Source organism: Bacillus sp. 2B09 (assembly GCF_003946835.1).
In the GTDB taxonomy this organism is placed as follows: domain Bacteria; phylum Bacillota; class Bacilli; order Bacillales; family Bacillaceae; genus Bacillus; species Bacillus altitudinis.
Map to the genome: position 1 here is coordinate 332,442 of NZ_RPSG01000002.1, position 14,942 is coordinate 347,383.

At 41.8% G+C, this 14,942-nt stretch carries 17 protein-coding genes; 8 read left to right on the plus strand and 9 right to left on the minus strand.

Features of this window, described 5'->3' with window-relative positions; genetic code table 11:
- The first annotated feature begins 8 nt into the window (after positions 1 to 8).
- Positions 9 to 905, plus strand: coding sequence for a stage II sporulation protein SpoIIQ (gene spoIIQ, locus EBQ12_RS06685; RefSeq protein ID WP_007497590.1), 897 nt, complete (start codon positions 9 to 11; stop codon positions 903 to 905).
- A gap of 86 nt (positions 906 to 991) precedes the next feature.
- Here spoIIQ and EBQ12_RS06690 read toward each other — a convergent pair whose 3' ends face one another.
- The 5 genes from EBQ12_RS06690 to EBQ12_RS06710 form a co-directional block, all read right to left on the minus strand.
- A complete protein-coding gene (locus EBQ12_RS06690) occupies positions 992 to 1,339 on the minus strand; it encodes a P-II family nitrogen regulator (RefSeq protein WP_125589427.1) in 348 nt (115 codons plus the stop codon).
- Between the two features lie 19 nt (positions 1,340 to 1,358).
- Positions 1,359 to 2,567 carry an ammonium transporter gene (locus EBQ12_RS06695; protein WP_008343343.1) on the minus strand — a complete coding sequence of 403 codons (1,209 nt, stop codon included), beginning with the start codon at positions 2,565 to 2,567 and terminating at the stop codon, positions 1,359 to 1,361.
- Between the two features lie 193 nt (positions 2,568 to 2,760).
- Complete coding sequence (locus tag EBQ12_RS06700) at positions 2,761 to 3,501, minus strand: amino acid ABC transporter ATP-binding protein (protein ID WP_008343342.1); 741 nt, start codon at positions 3,499 to 3,501, stop codon at positions 2,761 to 2,763.
- Positions 3,502 to 3,511: 10 nt separating this feature from the next.
- Complete coding sequence (locus EBQ12_RS06705; RefSeq protein WP_007497584.1) at positions 3,512 to 4,189, minus strand: amino acid ABC transporter permease; 678 nt, start codon at positions 4,187 to 4,189, stop codon at positions 3,512 to 3,514.
- A gap of 41 nt (positions 4,190 to 4,230) precedes the next feature.
- Positions 4,231 to 5,118, minus strand: a complete 888-nt coding sequence (locus tag EBQ12_RS06710; protein ID WP_017360022.1) for a transporter substrate-binding domain-containing protein — start codon at positions 5,116 to 5,118, stop codon at positions 4,231 to 4,233.
- Positions 5,119 to 5,294: 176 nt separating this feature from the next.
- Between EBQ12_RS06710 and EBQ12_RS06715 the strand changes: the two genes are divergently transcribed.
- Entirely contained in the window at positions 5,295 to 6,686 is a 1,392-nt protein-coding gene (locus EBQ12_RS06715; RefSeq protein ID WP_017360021.1) for an MFS transporter, read from the plus strand.
- A 33-nt stretch (positions 6,687 to 6,719) separates the two neighbouring features.
- Here the strand turns inward: EBQ12_RS06715 and EBQ12_RS06720 are convergent, their stop codons facing one another.
- The 3 genes from EBQ12_RS06720 to EBQ12_RS06730 all read right to left on the minus strand — a co-directional run bounded on the left by EBQ12_RS06720 (position 6,720) and on the right by EBQ12_RS06730 (position 9,045).
- On the minus strand, positions 6,720 to 7,319 hold the full coding sequence (locus EBQ12_RS06720; RefSeq protein WP_008343330.1) for an undecaprenyl-diphosphatase: 600 nt from the start codon (positions 7,317 to 7,319) through the stop codon (positions 6,720 to 6,722).
- Positions 7,320 to 7,428: 109 nt separating this feature from the next.
- On the minus strand, positions 7,429 to 8,616 hold the full coding sequence (locus EBQ12_RS06725) for an MFS transporter (protein ID WP_007497577.1): 1,188 nt from the start codon (positions 8,614 to 8,616) through the stop codon (positions 7,429 to 7,431).
- A 15-nt stretch (positions 8,617 to 8,631) separates the two neighbouring features.
- The gene (locus EBQ12_RS06730) at positions 8,632 to 9,045 is read right to left on the minus strand and encodes a MarR family winged helix-turn-helix transcriptional regulator (protein ID WP_079919360.1); all 414 of its coding nucleotides are present in this window, start codon (positions 9,043 to 9,045) and stop codon (positions 8,632 to 8,634) included.
- A gap of 347 nt (positions 9,046 to 9,392) precedes the next feature.
- On the opposite strand from EBQ12_RS06730, the gene spoIIID reads away from it, so the two are divergent.
- The 4 genes from spoIIID (at position 9,393) to EBQ12_RS06750 (ending at position 12,680) form a co-directional block, all read left to right on the plus strand.
- Complete coding sequence (gene spoIIID / locus EBQ12_RS06735; protein ID WP_008343327.1) at positions 9,393 to 9,671, plus strand: sporulation transcriptional regulator SpoIIID; 279 nt, start codon at positions 9,393 to 9,395, stop codon at positions 9,669 to 9,671.
- A gap of 185 nt (positions 9,672 to 9,856) precedes the next feature.
- On the plus strand, positions 9,857 to 10,858 hold the full coding sequence (gene mbl / locus EBQ12_RS06740; RefSeq protein WP_007497573.1) for a cell shape-determining protein Mbl: 1,002 nt from the start codon (positions 9,857 to 9,859) through the stop codon (positions 10,856 to 10,858).
- Positions 10,859 to 10,992: 134 nt separating this feature from the next.
- Positions 10,993 to 11,832 carry a flagellar hook-basal body protein gene (locus EBQ12_RS06745; RefSeq protein ID WP_017360018.1) on the plus strand — a complete coding sequence of 280 codons (840 nt, stop codon included), beginning with the start codon at positions 10,993 to 10,995 and terminating at the stop codon, positions 11,830 to 11,832.
- 29 nt (positions 11,833 to 11,861) lie between these two features.
- On the plus strand, positions 11,862 to 12,680 hold the full coding sequence (locus tag EBQ12_RS06750) for a flagellar hook-basal body protein (RefSeq protein WP_025208118.1): 819 nt from the start codon (positions 11,862 to 11,864) through the stop codon (positions 12,678 to 12,680).
- A gap of 14 nt (positions 12,681 to 12,694) precedes the next feature.
- Here the strand turns inward: EBQ12_RS06750 and EBQ12_RS06755 are convergent, their stop codons facing one another.
- The gene (locus EBQ12_RS06755) at positions 12,695 to 13,750 is read right to left on the minus strand and encodes a tetratricopeptide repeat protein (protein ID WP_045033942.1); all 1,056 of its coding nucleotides are present in this window, start codon (positions 13,748 to 13,750) and stop codon (positions 12,695 to 12,697) included.
- 219 nt (positions 13,751 to 13,969) lie between these two features.
- Between EBQ12_RS06755 and fabZ the strand changes: the two genes are divergently transcribed.
- Both fabZ and mscL read left to right on the plus strand, forming a co-directional pair.
- On the plus strand, positions 13,970 to 14,404 hold the full coding sequence (fabZ, locus tag EBQ12_RS06760) for a 3-hydroxyacyl-ACP dehydratase FabZ (RefSeq protein ID WP_007497564.1): 435 nt from the start codon (positions 13,970 to 13,972) through the stop codon (positions 14,402 to 14,404).
- A gap of 126 nt (positions 14,405 to 14,530) precedes the next feature.
- The gene (gene mscL / locus EBQ12_RS06765; RefSeq protein WP_008343317.1) at positions 14,531 to 14,926 is read left to right on the plus strand and encodes a large conductance mechanosensitive channel protein MscL; all 396 of its coding nucleotides are present in this window, start codon (positions 14,531 to 14,533) and stop codon (positions 14,924 to 14,926) included.
- Positions 14,927 to 14,942: the final 16 nt, after the last annotated feature.

Consider the following 14,942-nt stretch of genomic DNA (forward strand, 5'->3'; position numbering starts at 1 on the left):
GATGAAAAATGAGAGAGGAAGAAAAGAAACGTACTTCCAAAATCACAAAAGTTCAGCAATTTTTCCGTAAGCGCTGGGTATTCCCTGCTATTTACTTGGTCAGCGCAGCGGTCGTGTTAACAGCCGTTCTTTGGTATCAAGCTGTATCGAAAGATGTGAAAGACCAATTATCTGATGGAAATCAAACAGGACAAGAACAGCGTGATGATGCCGTTGAAGTTGGAAAGCCAATTGAAAATGTTGCTATGCCGGTCCAGAATTCTGAGAATGTTTCTGTCGTGAAAAAGTTCTATGAAGCAGATGCTGATCAAAAAGAAAAAGAAGCAGCACTTGTAAACTATAATAACACCTATACCTTAAGCAAAGGTATTGATCTTGCAGATAAAGATGGCAAAGTGTTTGATGTCACAGCTGCTCTTAGTGGAACAGTCGTTCAGGCGAAAAAAGATCCAGTTCTCGGTCACGTTGTTGAAATTGAACATGAAGATGGATTGTCTACTGTGTATCAATCGTTGTCTCAAGTGAGTGTAAAAGAAGGCGATGAAGTAAAGCAGAATGATGTCATCGGTGCTTCTGGTAAGAATCTATATGGTGCTGAAAGCGGCAACCATGTTCACTTTGAAATTCGTATGGAAGGTTTAGCGCTTAATCCGCTTAGCTTCATTGATAAGCCTGTTTCTTCCATTGAAAAAGCAGCGCAAGAAGTGACAGAAGAAGCAAAAGAACCTGCACAGCCAAAGGCTGATGAAAAAACGAAGGAACCTGCTGCTGACGATAAGGCAAAAGAGCCGGCTGAAGAAAAATCTGAAGATAAGTCTGATGAGAAGGGGAAATCCTCTGATCAAGAAAAGTCTTCTGATTCCTCTAAAGACCGCAGTCAGTCAGAAGAAACAAAACAATCTTAATGTCATGTCAGATCCTCTGTGTAGATAAATGCACAGAGGTTTTTTTCTGTCTTTAAAAAAACCTCCGCCATATGGCGGAGGGGATGCTATAAGGCGGCAGGTCCTTCTTCACCTGTCCGAATGTTGATTGCATTTTCTATCTCATATATAAAAATCTTCCCATCCCCTGGTTCGCCTGTACGCAGTACTTTCTGTGCTGTTTCCACGACCTGTTCAACAGGTACTTTGCTTAAGACGATTTCAATCTTTAAACGTTCGTACACATTGCTTTCCTTTTTGACGCCACGGTATAGTTCCGTATGTCCCTTTTGTAATCCGCAGCCGTGCACATTGGAAAAGGTAATCGAGGTGACACCAATCTTTCCAAGCTCCACCTTTAATGTTTCAAAATTAGCTGGACGTGTGACAATCTCCACTTTATACATTTTGCTCATAGAGACACCCCTTTTTTCTTTAATCTTGATATGCTTTTTCGCCGTGCATCGTTAAATCAAGACCGACTGATTCTTCTTCTTCAGTTGCGCGGATCTTGAAGAAGATGTTGACGACTTTGATGATCACGTATGTGACAACTGCAACAAAGACGTATGTGGCCACGATGGCGACAACTTGTTTCCAAAGTAAGCTTGGATCGCCGTAAAATAAGCCGTTGGCTCCGCCATCATTGACAGATGTAGTGGCGAAAAGGCCTGTAGCAATGCCTCCCCACGTACCGCCGATTCCGTGGAGACCGAATGCATCCAGTGCATCGTCATAGCCGAACTTGGCTTTGAGTGAATAGACGCCCCAGAAACAAACGATTCCGCCGATGATTCCGATGATGATCGAAGCGAATGGTGTGACAAAGCCTGCGGCAGGTGTAATCGCTACTAGGCCTGCAATGGCTCCAGAGATTGCACCTAGCATCGTTGGTTTTTTGTTGATCATCCATTCGACTAACAGCCAGCCGATGATTCCTGCAGCAGCTGCTGTATTGGTGTTAATAAAGGCATACATGGCGACACTGTCTAATGTGAGGGCACTTCCTACGTTAAACCCAAACCAGCCAAACCAAATCACAGCTCCACCAAGAAGTGTGTAGATCAAGTTATGCGGAGAAGAACTTGCCGCTTCTTTTCGCTTCCCGAGAACAATGGCTACGACTAGACCAGCCACACCGGATGATATGTGGACGACGTTTCCACCGGCGAAGTCAAGTGCTCCCATTTCTCCAATCCAGCCGCCGCCCCATACCCAGTGTGCGACTGGAGCGTATACAAATGTGACCCAAAGGAGTGTAAACACGACCACCGCTGAGTAACGAATACGTTCAGCGAAGGCACCAGAGATAATGGCTGTTGTGAGGACGGCAAAGGTCATTTGGAACATCATGAACAATGAATGTGGAATCGTGTCACTATATGAACCAGGTTCAAAGCCAACGCCTTTTAGTCCAACCCAGTCAAAGCCTCCGATCCATGCATTGCCTGGCGCAAAGGCGAGTGAATACCCAAACACGATCCAGACGATAGAGACAATGGCTAGTGAGGTTAAGCTGTGCATTGTCGTACTTAACACGTTTTTACTTCTCACAAGTCCTCCGTAGAATAAGGCTAAACCCGGTGTCATTAACCACACGAGTAGTGCGCAGAAGAACATAAATACTGTATCACCCATTTGCATGCTGCATTCCCCCGAATCATTCAGAATTAATAGATTTCTTAATTCTTCATTATAGAGAGAAAAGTCATATATAACATATTCATGTAAGTTTATCTAACATGGTTTTTTGGTCATTATCAATATAAATGGATGAAAAGTTCGTAAAAAATGAGAATAAACGTGCATGAATCACGAAAAATAAAGGGCGTTTGACCTATAAAATCGAACTGAGAAACAATTTGGTTCGCTCCTCTTGAGGAGAATCAAATAATTCTGATGGGGTACCTTGTTCGACGATTCGTCCTTCATGCATATAAACAACTCGGTCAGCTACTTCTTTTGCGAAGCCCATTTCATGAGTGACGATGACCATTGTCATGCCTTCTTTGGCAAGACTTTTCATGGTTTGCAGCACTTCGCCTACAAGCTCTGGGTCCAGCGCAGAAGTAGGCTCGTCAAATAACATGACATCGGGCTTCATGGCGAGAGCTCGTGCGATGGCAACGCGCTGTTTTTGACCGCCTGATAGCTTTGAAGGGTACACTTTTGCTTTATCCGCTAGTCCGACTTTCTCTAATAAGACATTGGCTTCAGTTATCGCTTGTGCTTTCTTTGTTTTTTTCACCATGACCGGTGCTTCGATGATGTTTTCAAGCACGGTTTTGTGCGGGAAGAGATTAAAATGCTGAAACACCATGCCTATTTTCTGCCTCATTTCGTTTAATTGATCTCGTTTTGGATGAACGGGACTGCCATCAATGATGATCTGACCGTCATTTTTTATTTCTAAAAAATTCATACAACGGAGCAAGGTGCTTTTCCCAGAGCCGCTTGCACCAATTAAGACGACGACATCATTTTCATATACAGTGAGATCGATATCTTTTAAGACATGCAGCTCTCCAAAGTATTTATTCAGTTTTTCAACACGAATGATCTCTTTTGATTCTGTCATGCTTCTCCTCCTAATGATCACTGACTGAAAGTTTCTTCTCAACGGTTTGCACAGCGAATGTTAACAGCAGGACAAGAACTAAGTAATAGACAGCCACGACAAGTAAGTACGTCATGTTGTCAAAACTGTTGGAACCTTGAGTGGTGGCTATGTTAAAGAGTTCATTGACGCTGATGAAGGCGGCAAGTGATGAATCTTTTAAGCCGATAATAAACTGATTGCCGAGAGGGGGAAGGGCACGCCGCATCGCTTGCGGGAGAATGATACGTCTCATGGTTAGAAATCGCCCCATGCCAAGAGAACGTCCTGCTTCTTTTTGACCTTGATCGATTGATTGAATCGCACCTCTAAATATTTCTGCTATATAGGCACCGTTATGGAAGGCAAGCGCAATAGAGGCTGCCCAAAAGTCGGGTATATTTAATTCTGTAAGCCCAAAATACAGGATAAAAATCTGCACAATGAGTGGTGTCCCGCGTACAAGGAAGATATAGGCATTTGCGATATAACCGAAAACGGCTACGCGGGATATTTTTAGTAAGGCAAAGAAAAGCCCGATGAACATGCCGATGAAAATACTGATGACAGTGAGTTGTAAGGTAAGCAGCATTCCTTCTAAGAAAACGCCTCTAGAATCAATCAGCGTTTGAAAAAAGTGTGATAAGGTAGGCAAAACAATCATCTCCATTTGAAGAAAGTGCGCCTAGAGAAAGGCGCACAATCGTGGTTTTAATCCTGTTTGACGGTAATATCTTCGTCAAAATACTTTTCGCTAATTTGTCTTAATGTTCCGTCTTTTTTGAGTGCATCAATCGCATCATTGATCTCTTTCATGAGCTCTTTATTGTCTTTAGAGACAGCGATTGCTTGCTCACTTTGCCCGAGTCTTTCTTGTGCTTCAATTTTAAGTTTTTTCTTCATGGCTTCTGCACCTGTGGCAAAATCAGTGACGACCGCATCGTGTTTGCCGTTGGCTAGTGCTTCTAAAGCGACAACATCACTGTCGTAATATTTTGGTTCCTGCCCGCTATGTTCTTTGGCAATATCCGCATAGGACGAACCTTTAGAGACAGCGATTTCTTTGTTTTTTAAGTCATTTGCACTGTGAATGTCTGCGCCGGGTCTTGTGAAGATTTGCGGACCGGAGTAGTAATACGGTTGAGAAAAAAGGACGTGTTTTTTTCGTTCCTCGTTGATGGTATGACTTGCAACGGCCGCATCAAATTTGCCTGCTTTGACGCCTTCGACGATGCCTGCGAATTTATATTTTTTCTGTACAGGCTCGAGGCCTATCTTGTCGCTAATCGCATTGCCGACATCAATATCAAAGCCGGACATCTGGTTTCCATCCATGTAACTGAATGGGTGGAATTCACCTGATGCTGCAAAAATAAATTTCCCATCTTCCAAAATCGGCGACCCTTTCGCTGTAGAATTACGTTTATCTCCGTTCCCATTTGTTTCATTTGAACCGCACGAAGACAGAAGTAATACTGCAACCGAGAAAAGGGCTGGGACCCAAAACCGTCTTTTTTTAATAATAAGCTTCTCCTCCTTTTCAGCCGTTCTCCGTATAAGGAGAAAGTAGGCTTTTAAATATGTGTAGCATCTTACCATTTGTTCCTCATATTCTCAATTTTATATGCGCTTTTCCAACACTTGCCCTTTTTAGAATGTATGTCTTGCTTTTCGGAGAGAGAACTTGAATTGCTAAGGGTAAAAAAGGGAAATGAATCTCATAATAACGAGGAGATAGACAAAGAACGTGTATGTCAAAAGAAGGGGGCGGGTGTATGATCAAATGGAAAGACAACCGGAATGTTTTTTTAACGGCGATTGCTTTTGGCACGATGTTAAATCCACTGAATTCCTCGATGATTTCTTTAGCCTTGCATCAAATTCAGCATGAGTTCGGTTTGTCGTTTACGACGGTATCTTGGCTCATTTCAACCTTTTATTTGGCCAGCGCGGTCACGCAGCCGGTGAGTGGACGAATTGGAGATCATGTGATGAGCCGGAGAACCTTATTTTTATTTGGACTAGTTCTAGTGGCAGTCTCAGCCATTTGTGCGCCGTTTGCCCCGACTTTTGCGGTGCTGATTGTGATCCGGCTTCTTCAGGCGATTGGAAGCAGTGCGATCTATCCTTCAGGTGTTGGACTGATTCGGGATCATGTGAAGGAACGACAAGCTTCTGCTTTAGCGGTATTGTCCATCTTTGCTTCAGCGATGACAGCACTCGGGCCGACACTTGGCGGGTTTTTGATGACGATCGGCAGCTGGCCGGCGATCTTTTTAGTGAATCTGCCATTCATATTGATCAGTTTTTTTCTAGGCTTTTCCTTATTTCCTAAGGAGAAGAAGAAAAAATTGCGTATCGGAGACACTGTCCGAAAGCTTGATTTGCCAGGGATGTTGCTATTTACAGTTTGTATTGTCCTTTTGCTTTCTTTTTTATTATCACTATCTGATGGTATTCAGTATGTACAGGGCATTCTCTGTCTTTTGAGTGCGGGTGCTTTTATATGGTGGGAGCATCAGGTGGATGAGCCATTTATCCAAATTCGGATGTTCAGGCAGGAGAAACGGCTTTCACTTGTGTATGTGCAATTTATCATTTTAAATATTTTCTTCTATTGTCTCTTTTTTGGCTTGCCAAGTTATTTTCAGGATGAATTGGGCTGGCGTGTGGAGATGACGGGTCTCTTTATGCTTTGCATGTCTGGCGTGAGCATTATGGTATCGCCGCTGACTGGCAAGTGGGTAGATCGCGGCGATGAACGGCATCCTGTTTTGGCAAGTGCTGTGCTCATGCTGGCCGGCGCTTCCGCCATGACTTTCTTTTTTATTCCTGCGCCATTCTGGGGGAAAGGACTGGTTCTTGCTTTGCTTGGACTCAGTTACGGGATTGGAAATGTTGCGCTTCAAGCTGCGATGTTAAAAGCGAGCCCTCAACAAATGATTGGCACGACCTCTGGGCTTTTTCAAACATGCAGGTACCTCGGTTCCATTCTGTCATCTGCCGTGCTTGGCATGCTGTTTGGTGAGGAAATTGCAGGTTCTCATTTTGACCAATTAGGCTGGACATTGATCATGATTTCTCTTGTCGGCATTAGCGTCAGCCTTTATTTTTCGAGTATGGTCAGAGGAAAACAAACAATGAAAAAAGCGGCTGGGATAAAGTAGAAGAGAGGTCTTCCATACTTTATCGCAAGCCGCTTAAGAGTTGGACAGGTCTGACCCTTGGTCCTTTTGCTTCCTTCTGAAAATTTTGCCCACAATGTTCTCGTAAAATGTCACGATACGGTCAATTGGAGAGTCAAAGAACTTCCATAATTTATTCATGATAAAGACAACCACAATCGATACGATCAAGCTGCCTAATACATCAAATGGATAATGATGACCGACCCAGATGCGGGAGAACCCTGTCAGTAATCCAAAAACAAGCAAAATATTGCCGAGTTTTTTATTACGGGATCGAATGGCTAGTGAAAGAGCCAGTGCACCTGTTGTGTGGTCACTTGGGAAGGAAGCGTCTGCTGAGTGCGGGATGAGTGTGTCGACTTTGTGCGCCACAAACGGCCGCTCTTCATAATAAAACAGCGTAATGGCAAAATTGACGATGAGTGCCACGATGCCTGTTACACCGGAAAAGAAGACATGCTTCTTAAATTTGTGATTACCTAAAAACCAGCAAATCAATAAGACGAGGGCATATACGAGAATGGCCTTTTTCGTAATGAAAATCATGGCCTGATCTAAAAACTCAGAATGATGAGCCATCCCGTGTATGACTTTAAACAATTCGTAATTCAAAACATCACCTATACTTTCGCTTAACGCCAACTATTTTTCAAAAGACCTATCTGTTCATTTGAAATATCCTATATTTTAGCATGTTTTCAGTGAAGTTTAAAACAGTATCCTATTCTGATAGGGAAACCTTTTGTGCTTTTGCTTCTTGCGGTTTTCGTTCGCTCCAATAAAAAACGCCCATGCTGAGTAACACGACAACGCCCGCAATGAGATATACATTTGAAAAATCTGTGAAGCTGACAAGCAGTCCGAAGACAAATGATCCAGCGGCAATCCCCGTATCATATAGGGTAAAGAAAGTTGCTGTGGCGTAGCCTGTACGGTGTGCTGGTGAGTGCTGTATCGCAAGTGTTTGTAGACATGGCACCAAAGAGCCGTAGCCAAGGCCGATGACAGCGCCGGATAAAAGAAGCATGGTGGCTGTTTGTGTAGCGGTCAGCATCCATAAACCAATCGCAAAGAGAGCAATCGATGGATAGATCACAATATGAGGCCCGACTCGGTCAAACAGTCTGCCTGTAAATGGACGTGATCCAAGCATCGCAGCTGCAAATACAATGAAGAAATAACTGCTTGCACCCATTAGGTTCAGGGAATTGGCATAGACTGAAATAAATGAAATGATTGGCGAGTAACAGAAGGAGATAATGATTCCAACTGCTGCCGTTTTTAAAGCACCTTTTTCAAACAGGTGAGAAAAAGTGAATCGAAAGATGACACTTCCGCCGTTTTCAGGCTCTGGCTGTCTAATCAGCATCGTGAAAGCTGCACCGATAGAGACGATGATCGAAAAGAGAAGAAATAAAGAATGGAATCCTACTTTTCCGACTTGATTCAGTGCGATAAACGGACCGATGACCACGGCAAGGTTCATTGACATCACAAAGTATCCAAGACCCTCTCCTCGTTTATGTTTCGGAATCATATCAGCTGCAATGGCACTTGCTACGGTTGTCAAAATGCTGAAGAAGATTCCTTGCACGAAACGCAGCATGAGAAGTGTTTGGAATTGATCAATTGGAATGTATAAATAAGTGAGCAGGGCAAAAGCCGTTGAAGAAAAAATCGCCATGCGTTTCTTGCCGAATTTCTCAATAATGGCCCCTGAAAATGGTCTTGTCACAATTGCTGATAATAAGAAGACCGTCACAAGGAGGCCGCCCTGTGATTCTGTTCCATTTAATTCATCCATTGTGTAAATGGGGAGTAGTGTCAAAAGGGCATAAAAAGAGGTGAATGTAAATAAATTCACCAGGACAATCATGATAAAGTCTTTTGTCCAAATGCGTTCGTTCATGGTGTATGTCACTTCCTATTCAGTTGATAATTTGTGTAAAAGTGTATGGAGGAGTTGTTTTTCTTCGTAGGTAAAATCTGAAAGACACTCTTCTTCAAATTGTTCCATCGTCTGTTTGATTTCTTTAAACTTTGCTTTTGCATCGTCTGTCATGACGATGAGATTCTCACGTTTGTCTTTTCCTTGGACTCGTTTCACCCAGCCGTTTGCTTCTAGACGCGTCACGGTTCTTGTAGTCGTCGGTGCTTCAACGTTCAAATAGGTCCAAATGTCTTTTTGCGTTTTAGGGCCGAATGTATCCAAACAAAAAAGTACAGTCCACTGGGACATGTACAAGTCATAAGCAGCAAGCGCTTCGTTCGCTTTTTTAGACAGCAGCCGCGCGCTTTGATGTATTTGATGTAAACACTCTCTGTTTAACGTATCCATAGGCTCACCTTTATTCATTATTTATCTAGGTAAATAAATTCACCTTTCCTATTTTACGTGTTACACCGATGCTTGTAAAGTGAAAATTTTCGGCACTCGAAATGATTTTTTGTTTTGTCTTTTCTGATAAATCCCTTGTCCCATCTTCATTTTTAGCATATTCCCTATGCAATGCTAATACACTGTTACAAACCTGACAAAGAGAGTGTTTGAGGTGAGGGATCGTGTTTGGCATTTGCTACCTAATGGATGAGAAATTTAGACGAACAAGCGCCGCTGAAAATGGATAATATTGATACGGATCTCATTTCACACTTCTCACATCCATTTTAGGGAGGTCGAGTGGTGTGCACGATTACATCAAAGAGCGAACAATCAAGATAGGAAAGTATATCGTGGAGACAAAGAAAACCGTTCGTGTAATTGCGAAAGAATTTGGAGTCTCTAAAAGTACTGTACACAAGGATCTAACAGAAAGACTGCCAGAAATTAATCCAGATCTGGCTAACGAAGTGAAGGAGATACTGGATTATCATAAATCAATCCGTCACCTGCGAGGGGGAGAAGCCACAAAGTTAAAGTATAAAAAAGAAGAAATTTTAGAAGGTGAGCCTGTAAAACAGTAAGCTTTAGTTCTTTGTTCATAAACATGATATATATATCTTCCTCTTATCGGTAGTTTCTAACCACAAATTTTGTAAAGACTTTTGTAAAGAAATATCTTTTTTTCTGCAAATTATGATAGAATATATAATTAGGGCAGAATGTGGTATTTGCTATGGAAACAGATTTTCAAGGAGGATATATATAGATGTTTGCTAGGGATATTGGAATTGATCTTGGTACTGCAAATGTACTGATTCATGTCAAAGGAAAAGGAATTGTGTTAAATGAACCATCTGTTGTCGCTCTTGATAAAAACAGCGGGAAAGTATTAGCTGTTGGAGAAGAAGCGAGACGTATGGTTGGACGTACGCCTGGGAATATTGTTGCGATTCGTCCATTAAAAGATGGCGTAATTGCTGATTTTGAAGTAACTGAAGCGATGCTCAAGCATTTTATTAACAAATTGAATGTGAAAGGGCTGTTCTCTAAGCCGCGTATGCTCATCTGCTGCCCGACAAACATTACATCTGTTGAGCAGAAGGCAATCAAAGAAGCTGCTGAAAAAAGCGGCGGGAAGCATGTATTTCTTGAAGAAGAGCCAAAAGTAGCAGCAATTGGTGCTGGTATGGATATTTTTCAGCCAAGTGGAAACATGGTCGTAGATATTGGAGGCGGAACGACAGATATCGCTGTCATCTCGATGGGTGACATTGTAACCGCCTCTTCTATTAAAATGGCTGGAGACAAATTTGACCTGGAAATTCTAAACTACATTAAAAAAGAGTACAAGCTGTTGATCGGTGAGCGAACTGCAGAGGACATTAAGATCCAAGTTGCAACGGTATTCCCAGACGCACGTCACGAAGAGATTTCGATTCGTGGACGAGACATGGTGACAGGATTACCAAGAACGATTACCGTCACAAGCAAAGAAGTAGAAGAAGCATTACGTGAATCTGTATCTGCCATTGTTCAGGCTGCGAAACAAGTTCTTGAAAGAACACCACCTGAATTATCAGCTGATATCATTGACCGCGGCGTCATCATTACTGGTGGCGGAGCGCTTCTAAACGGGCTTGATCAATTGCTTGCAGAAGAGCTGAAAGTACCAGTTTTCGTTGCAGAAAATCCAATGGATTGTGTAGCAGTTGGTACTGGCGTGATGCTTGATAATATGGACAAGCTGCCAAAGCGTAAACTCAGCTAATGATTTCCCTCATTCTTTTTAGAAAGAATGGGGGATTTTTATTAAAGAAGCCTGCCAATATGCCGATATATTTCATAGAAGATTGTGTACTGATGATCTTAGGTCATGTGAAAGAATTTGAATGAGGTGAGCACGTGTTAAAAGGACTATACACCGCAACATCTGCCATGATCGCTCAAGAGCGGCGGACAGAAATGCTTTCAAATAATATCGCAAATGCGAATACTCCAGGCTATAAAGCAGATGAAGGGGCCATGCGCGCATTTCCAGAAATGCTGCTAAGCCGAATGGAATCAGGACGTTTCCAAACATCTTCAGGCAAAGGCTTTAGTATCCCGCAGCAAACGGCGATTGGCGGAATTAATACGGGAACATACATGCAGGAGTTAATTCCTCAATTTACACAAGGAACATTAAAAACAACGGATCAAACAACGGATATCGCATTAGTAGAAAATAATGTACCCATCAACCCAGAGACAAATCAAAAGTCAGCGCTTTTTTATGCTGTGAATACACCAGAAGGCGTTCGTTATACGAAAAGCAGTTCCATTACATTGAATGATCAAAATCAGTTGACGATCAATGGACGTGCCCTTCTTTCCGTGACGGGCCAGCCGATTACCGTTCAAAGTGAGAATTTCAAAGTGAACGCAGATGGAACCGTGAGTGAAAACGGACAAAACCTTGGACAAATTGATGTACGTGTTGCAATGGATACAAGAAACCTTGCGCGTGAAGGAAATGATTTATACCGTACAGCTGATAATCAGCCTCTTCCAAGTGCGGTCAATAACGGTCAAATGTCCTATACATTAAGCCAAGGTGTATCAGAGCTGTCGAACGTTGATGTGACGAAATCATATACAGAAATGACAACAGCCTACCGCGCATTTGAAACAAACCAAAAAGTGGTTCAGGCATATGATAAGAGTTTAGAAAAAGCAGTGAACGAAATCGGAAGAGTGTATTAATGAAGAAATGAAGAGAGAGGAGGATTCTCATGCTTAGAACGATGATCAATGCAGCTGTGTCGATGAACGAGGTGCAAAAGCAGCTTGATATCATTAGTAATAACATCGCAAACAGTGAAACAACAGGGTATCGCGCGAAAAACACCCGTTTTTCAGAGCTGGTCAGACAACAGTTTAATCAGGTAGATGAAAAAAATGAGCAGGTGGCAAACAGTCGTCTGACACCTGCTGGTTTAAGGCTTGGAACTGGAACGATGGTCAATGCATCCATTAACTCATTGCAAGGGTCTATTAAAGAAACAGGCCGTGACCTTGATGTTGCATTTGGTGCGCCATCTCAGTATTTGCAGGTTAATGCTGGCGGTAACATCCGGTATACAAGAGATGGCTCTCTTTATTTACAGCCAGGAAATAATCGGAATCAAGTCCAGCTGGTGACAAGCGAAGGCCATCCGATTCTTGACGAAAACGGGAATGAGATTGTCTTAAATGCGAATTTCCGTGATATTTCTATCGATAAAAATGGCCGGCTTACAGCTATTTCTCGAGGCAATCAACCGAATCAGCAGGTGAATCTTGGGGTTGTTCAAGTGAATAATTCTTCAGCACTCATCTCTGAAGGAGAAAATTTGTTCTCAGTCGACGGCAACTATCAAGGCGCTTTAATGGCACTGAATGGGGCAAACCGTCAGGCCATTCAACTTCAGCAAGGTGCACTTGAAACGTCGAATGTGGACATGTCTAAAGAATTAACAGACCTCATGACAACACAGCGTTCGTATCAGATGAACTCAAGAACCATTACGATGGGCGATCAGATGCTAGGACTCATTAATACCATTCGATAATGAGCAGGCGGATGTCAGCCTCTCATGATAAAAAAGGCGGCTCGCTCAAAGTCGCCCTTTTTTTTATAAAAATCTGAGACATCTGCAAGCAGATCTTCAAGATCAATCCAGGCTTCTTTTCGTTCAAGACATGTGACGAGTGTAGCAATCTGTTCATCTGCCTTGGGCGTTTGGCTGTAGAGAAGGAATAAAATTTGGAACTTGATTCTTAATAGATCAAATTGGGCATCAACGGCTTCTTTTAGCCCTTTTTGAATATACTTCATTCCTTCATCAGTTAAATTCTCTTTAAAGCAGGAACGCACAGTTTCATAGAGACACGATACATAGGAGTGGGCAGATTTCCGGTATGCTGGGAGCCGAAGCGCTTTTTTAAAGTATTCTAGTGCTTCCTTATGACGATTCTGTCTCGACTTGATAAAACCAGCGTCATAATACACGATACCAAGCAGTTCTTGGTCATCAATCATTTTCACGTATTCGATAATTTCAATCAAAATAGCTTCTGCTTCTTCATATTTTTTTTGATCACTAAAGTTAAGGGCGAGCACAATTTTGCACCGATAAATGCTGTGGATATCCCCGTGCTTTGCAAAGATATCCATGGCTTTTTCAACATGTCGAATGGATAACAGTGAATAGCGGTTGTTATAATAAACACCACTTGTACGGAAATGAAACTCCGCTTCCTCAAGTTCATCGTCTAGCAGGGGCAGTTTTTCTTCTGCTTTTTCAAGATAATGAATGGCATCATTTTGATCGCTCTTTAAAGATTCGTATAAACCGAGAAAAAAGTAAAAATAATATTGCAGTTGATCATTCATTTGATCTTTGTGGAGCATGAGTTCATGCTTCAGTTTTTCTAAGTCTTCTGTTTGGTTCATCCAGAGCTGGTGCCGAAAAAGCATAAGCTGATAATGTAAATGAAGCTCCTGTTTCTTTGACAATCTACGTTTATATTTGGTTAAGGACGTTTTGATCTCTTCAGCCTTCGAAAAATGTCGATGTTTTAGCATTGTATACCACGAATGGAGAAGTTTTTTAATGGATTTATCGCTTATAAAATTCATTTTTACCCTCTTATTCAATCAATGATGTAATATATATTACCATATTTGTGAAAAAACGATGAGTGTAGAGTGGATTATATTTCATGACAATAGGTAATGATAGATTCTATTTTTTACCATAAATGTTGGCTGAACATTGAAAAATGACTGCATTCATAATATACTTCAATAGGAATCAAATGAAGATTAGCGATATAGAAAAGAAGGAGAGATCAAGACATGCTTGATGCTCAGCAAATTCAAGACATTATTCCACACCGTTATCCATTTTTATTGGTTGACCGTATTTTAGAAGTTGATGGTGAGAAAAGAGCGGTTGGAATCAAAAATGTCACAGTAAATGAAGAATTTTTTAATGGCCATTTCCCAGGATACCCCGTCATGCCGGGTGTGCTTATTGTAGAAGCGCTTGCTCAAGTTTTTGGGGTCATCATGTTAGGTAAAGAAGAGAACAAAGGGAAAATTGGTTTGTTTGCAGGGATTGACAGCTGCCGATTCAAAAGACAGGTCAAGCCAGGCGATCAGCTACGTTTAGAGGTTGAAGTCACACGTCTTCGCGGTCCAGTTGCCAAAGGAAAAGCAGTTGCAACAGTAGATGGCGAAGTGGCATGTGAAGCAGAACTGACATTTTCTATCGGTCCGAAAGTATCGTAATGTGTCTGACGGTTCATCTTGTATGAACCGTTTTTTATATGGAAACATTCAGCCAGAGCGGATAAGGACTTGCTTTTTTGACAAAAAAACGTCATATTAGACAAAAAAAGATGAAGGTGATAAAGAATGCTGAAAGAATTTAGAGAGTTTGCCGTCAAGGGGAATGTGATTGACCTTGCTGTCGGTGTCATCATCGGGGGAGCATTTGGCAAAATTGTCACTTCTCTTGTGAATGATTTAATTATGCCGCTTGTTGGTATTATTGTTGGGGGGCATGATTTTAGTGGATTGTCTATTAAAATCGGTTCTGCTCAAATTTTGTATGGAAGTTTCATTCAAACAGTGGTCGACTTCTTGATTATCTCCTTTTCCATTTTTATCTTTATTCGTTATTTAAATAAATTAAAACGGAAAAAGGTAGAGGAAGAGGAAGTGGTTGAAACGCCAGATCAAACGGAAGTGTTGTTAACCGAAATTAGAGATTTATTGAAAAAACAAAGCCAATCGAAAGATGTGCAATAGAAAAAGAGCGGCTCAT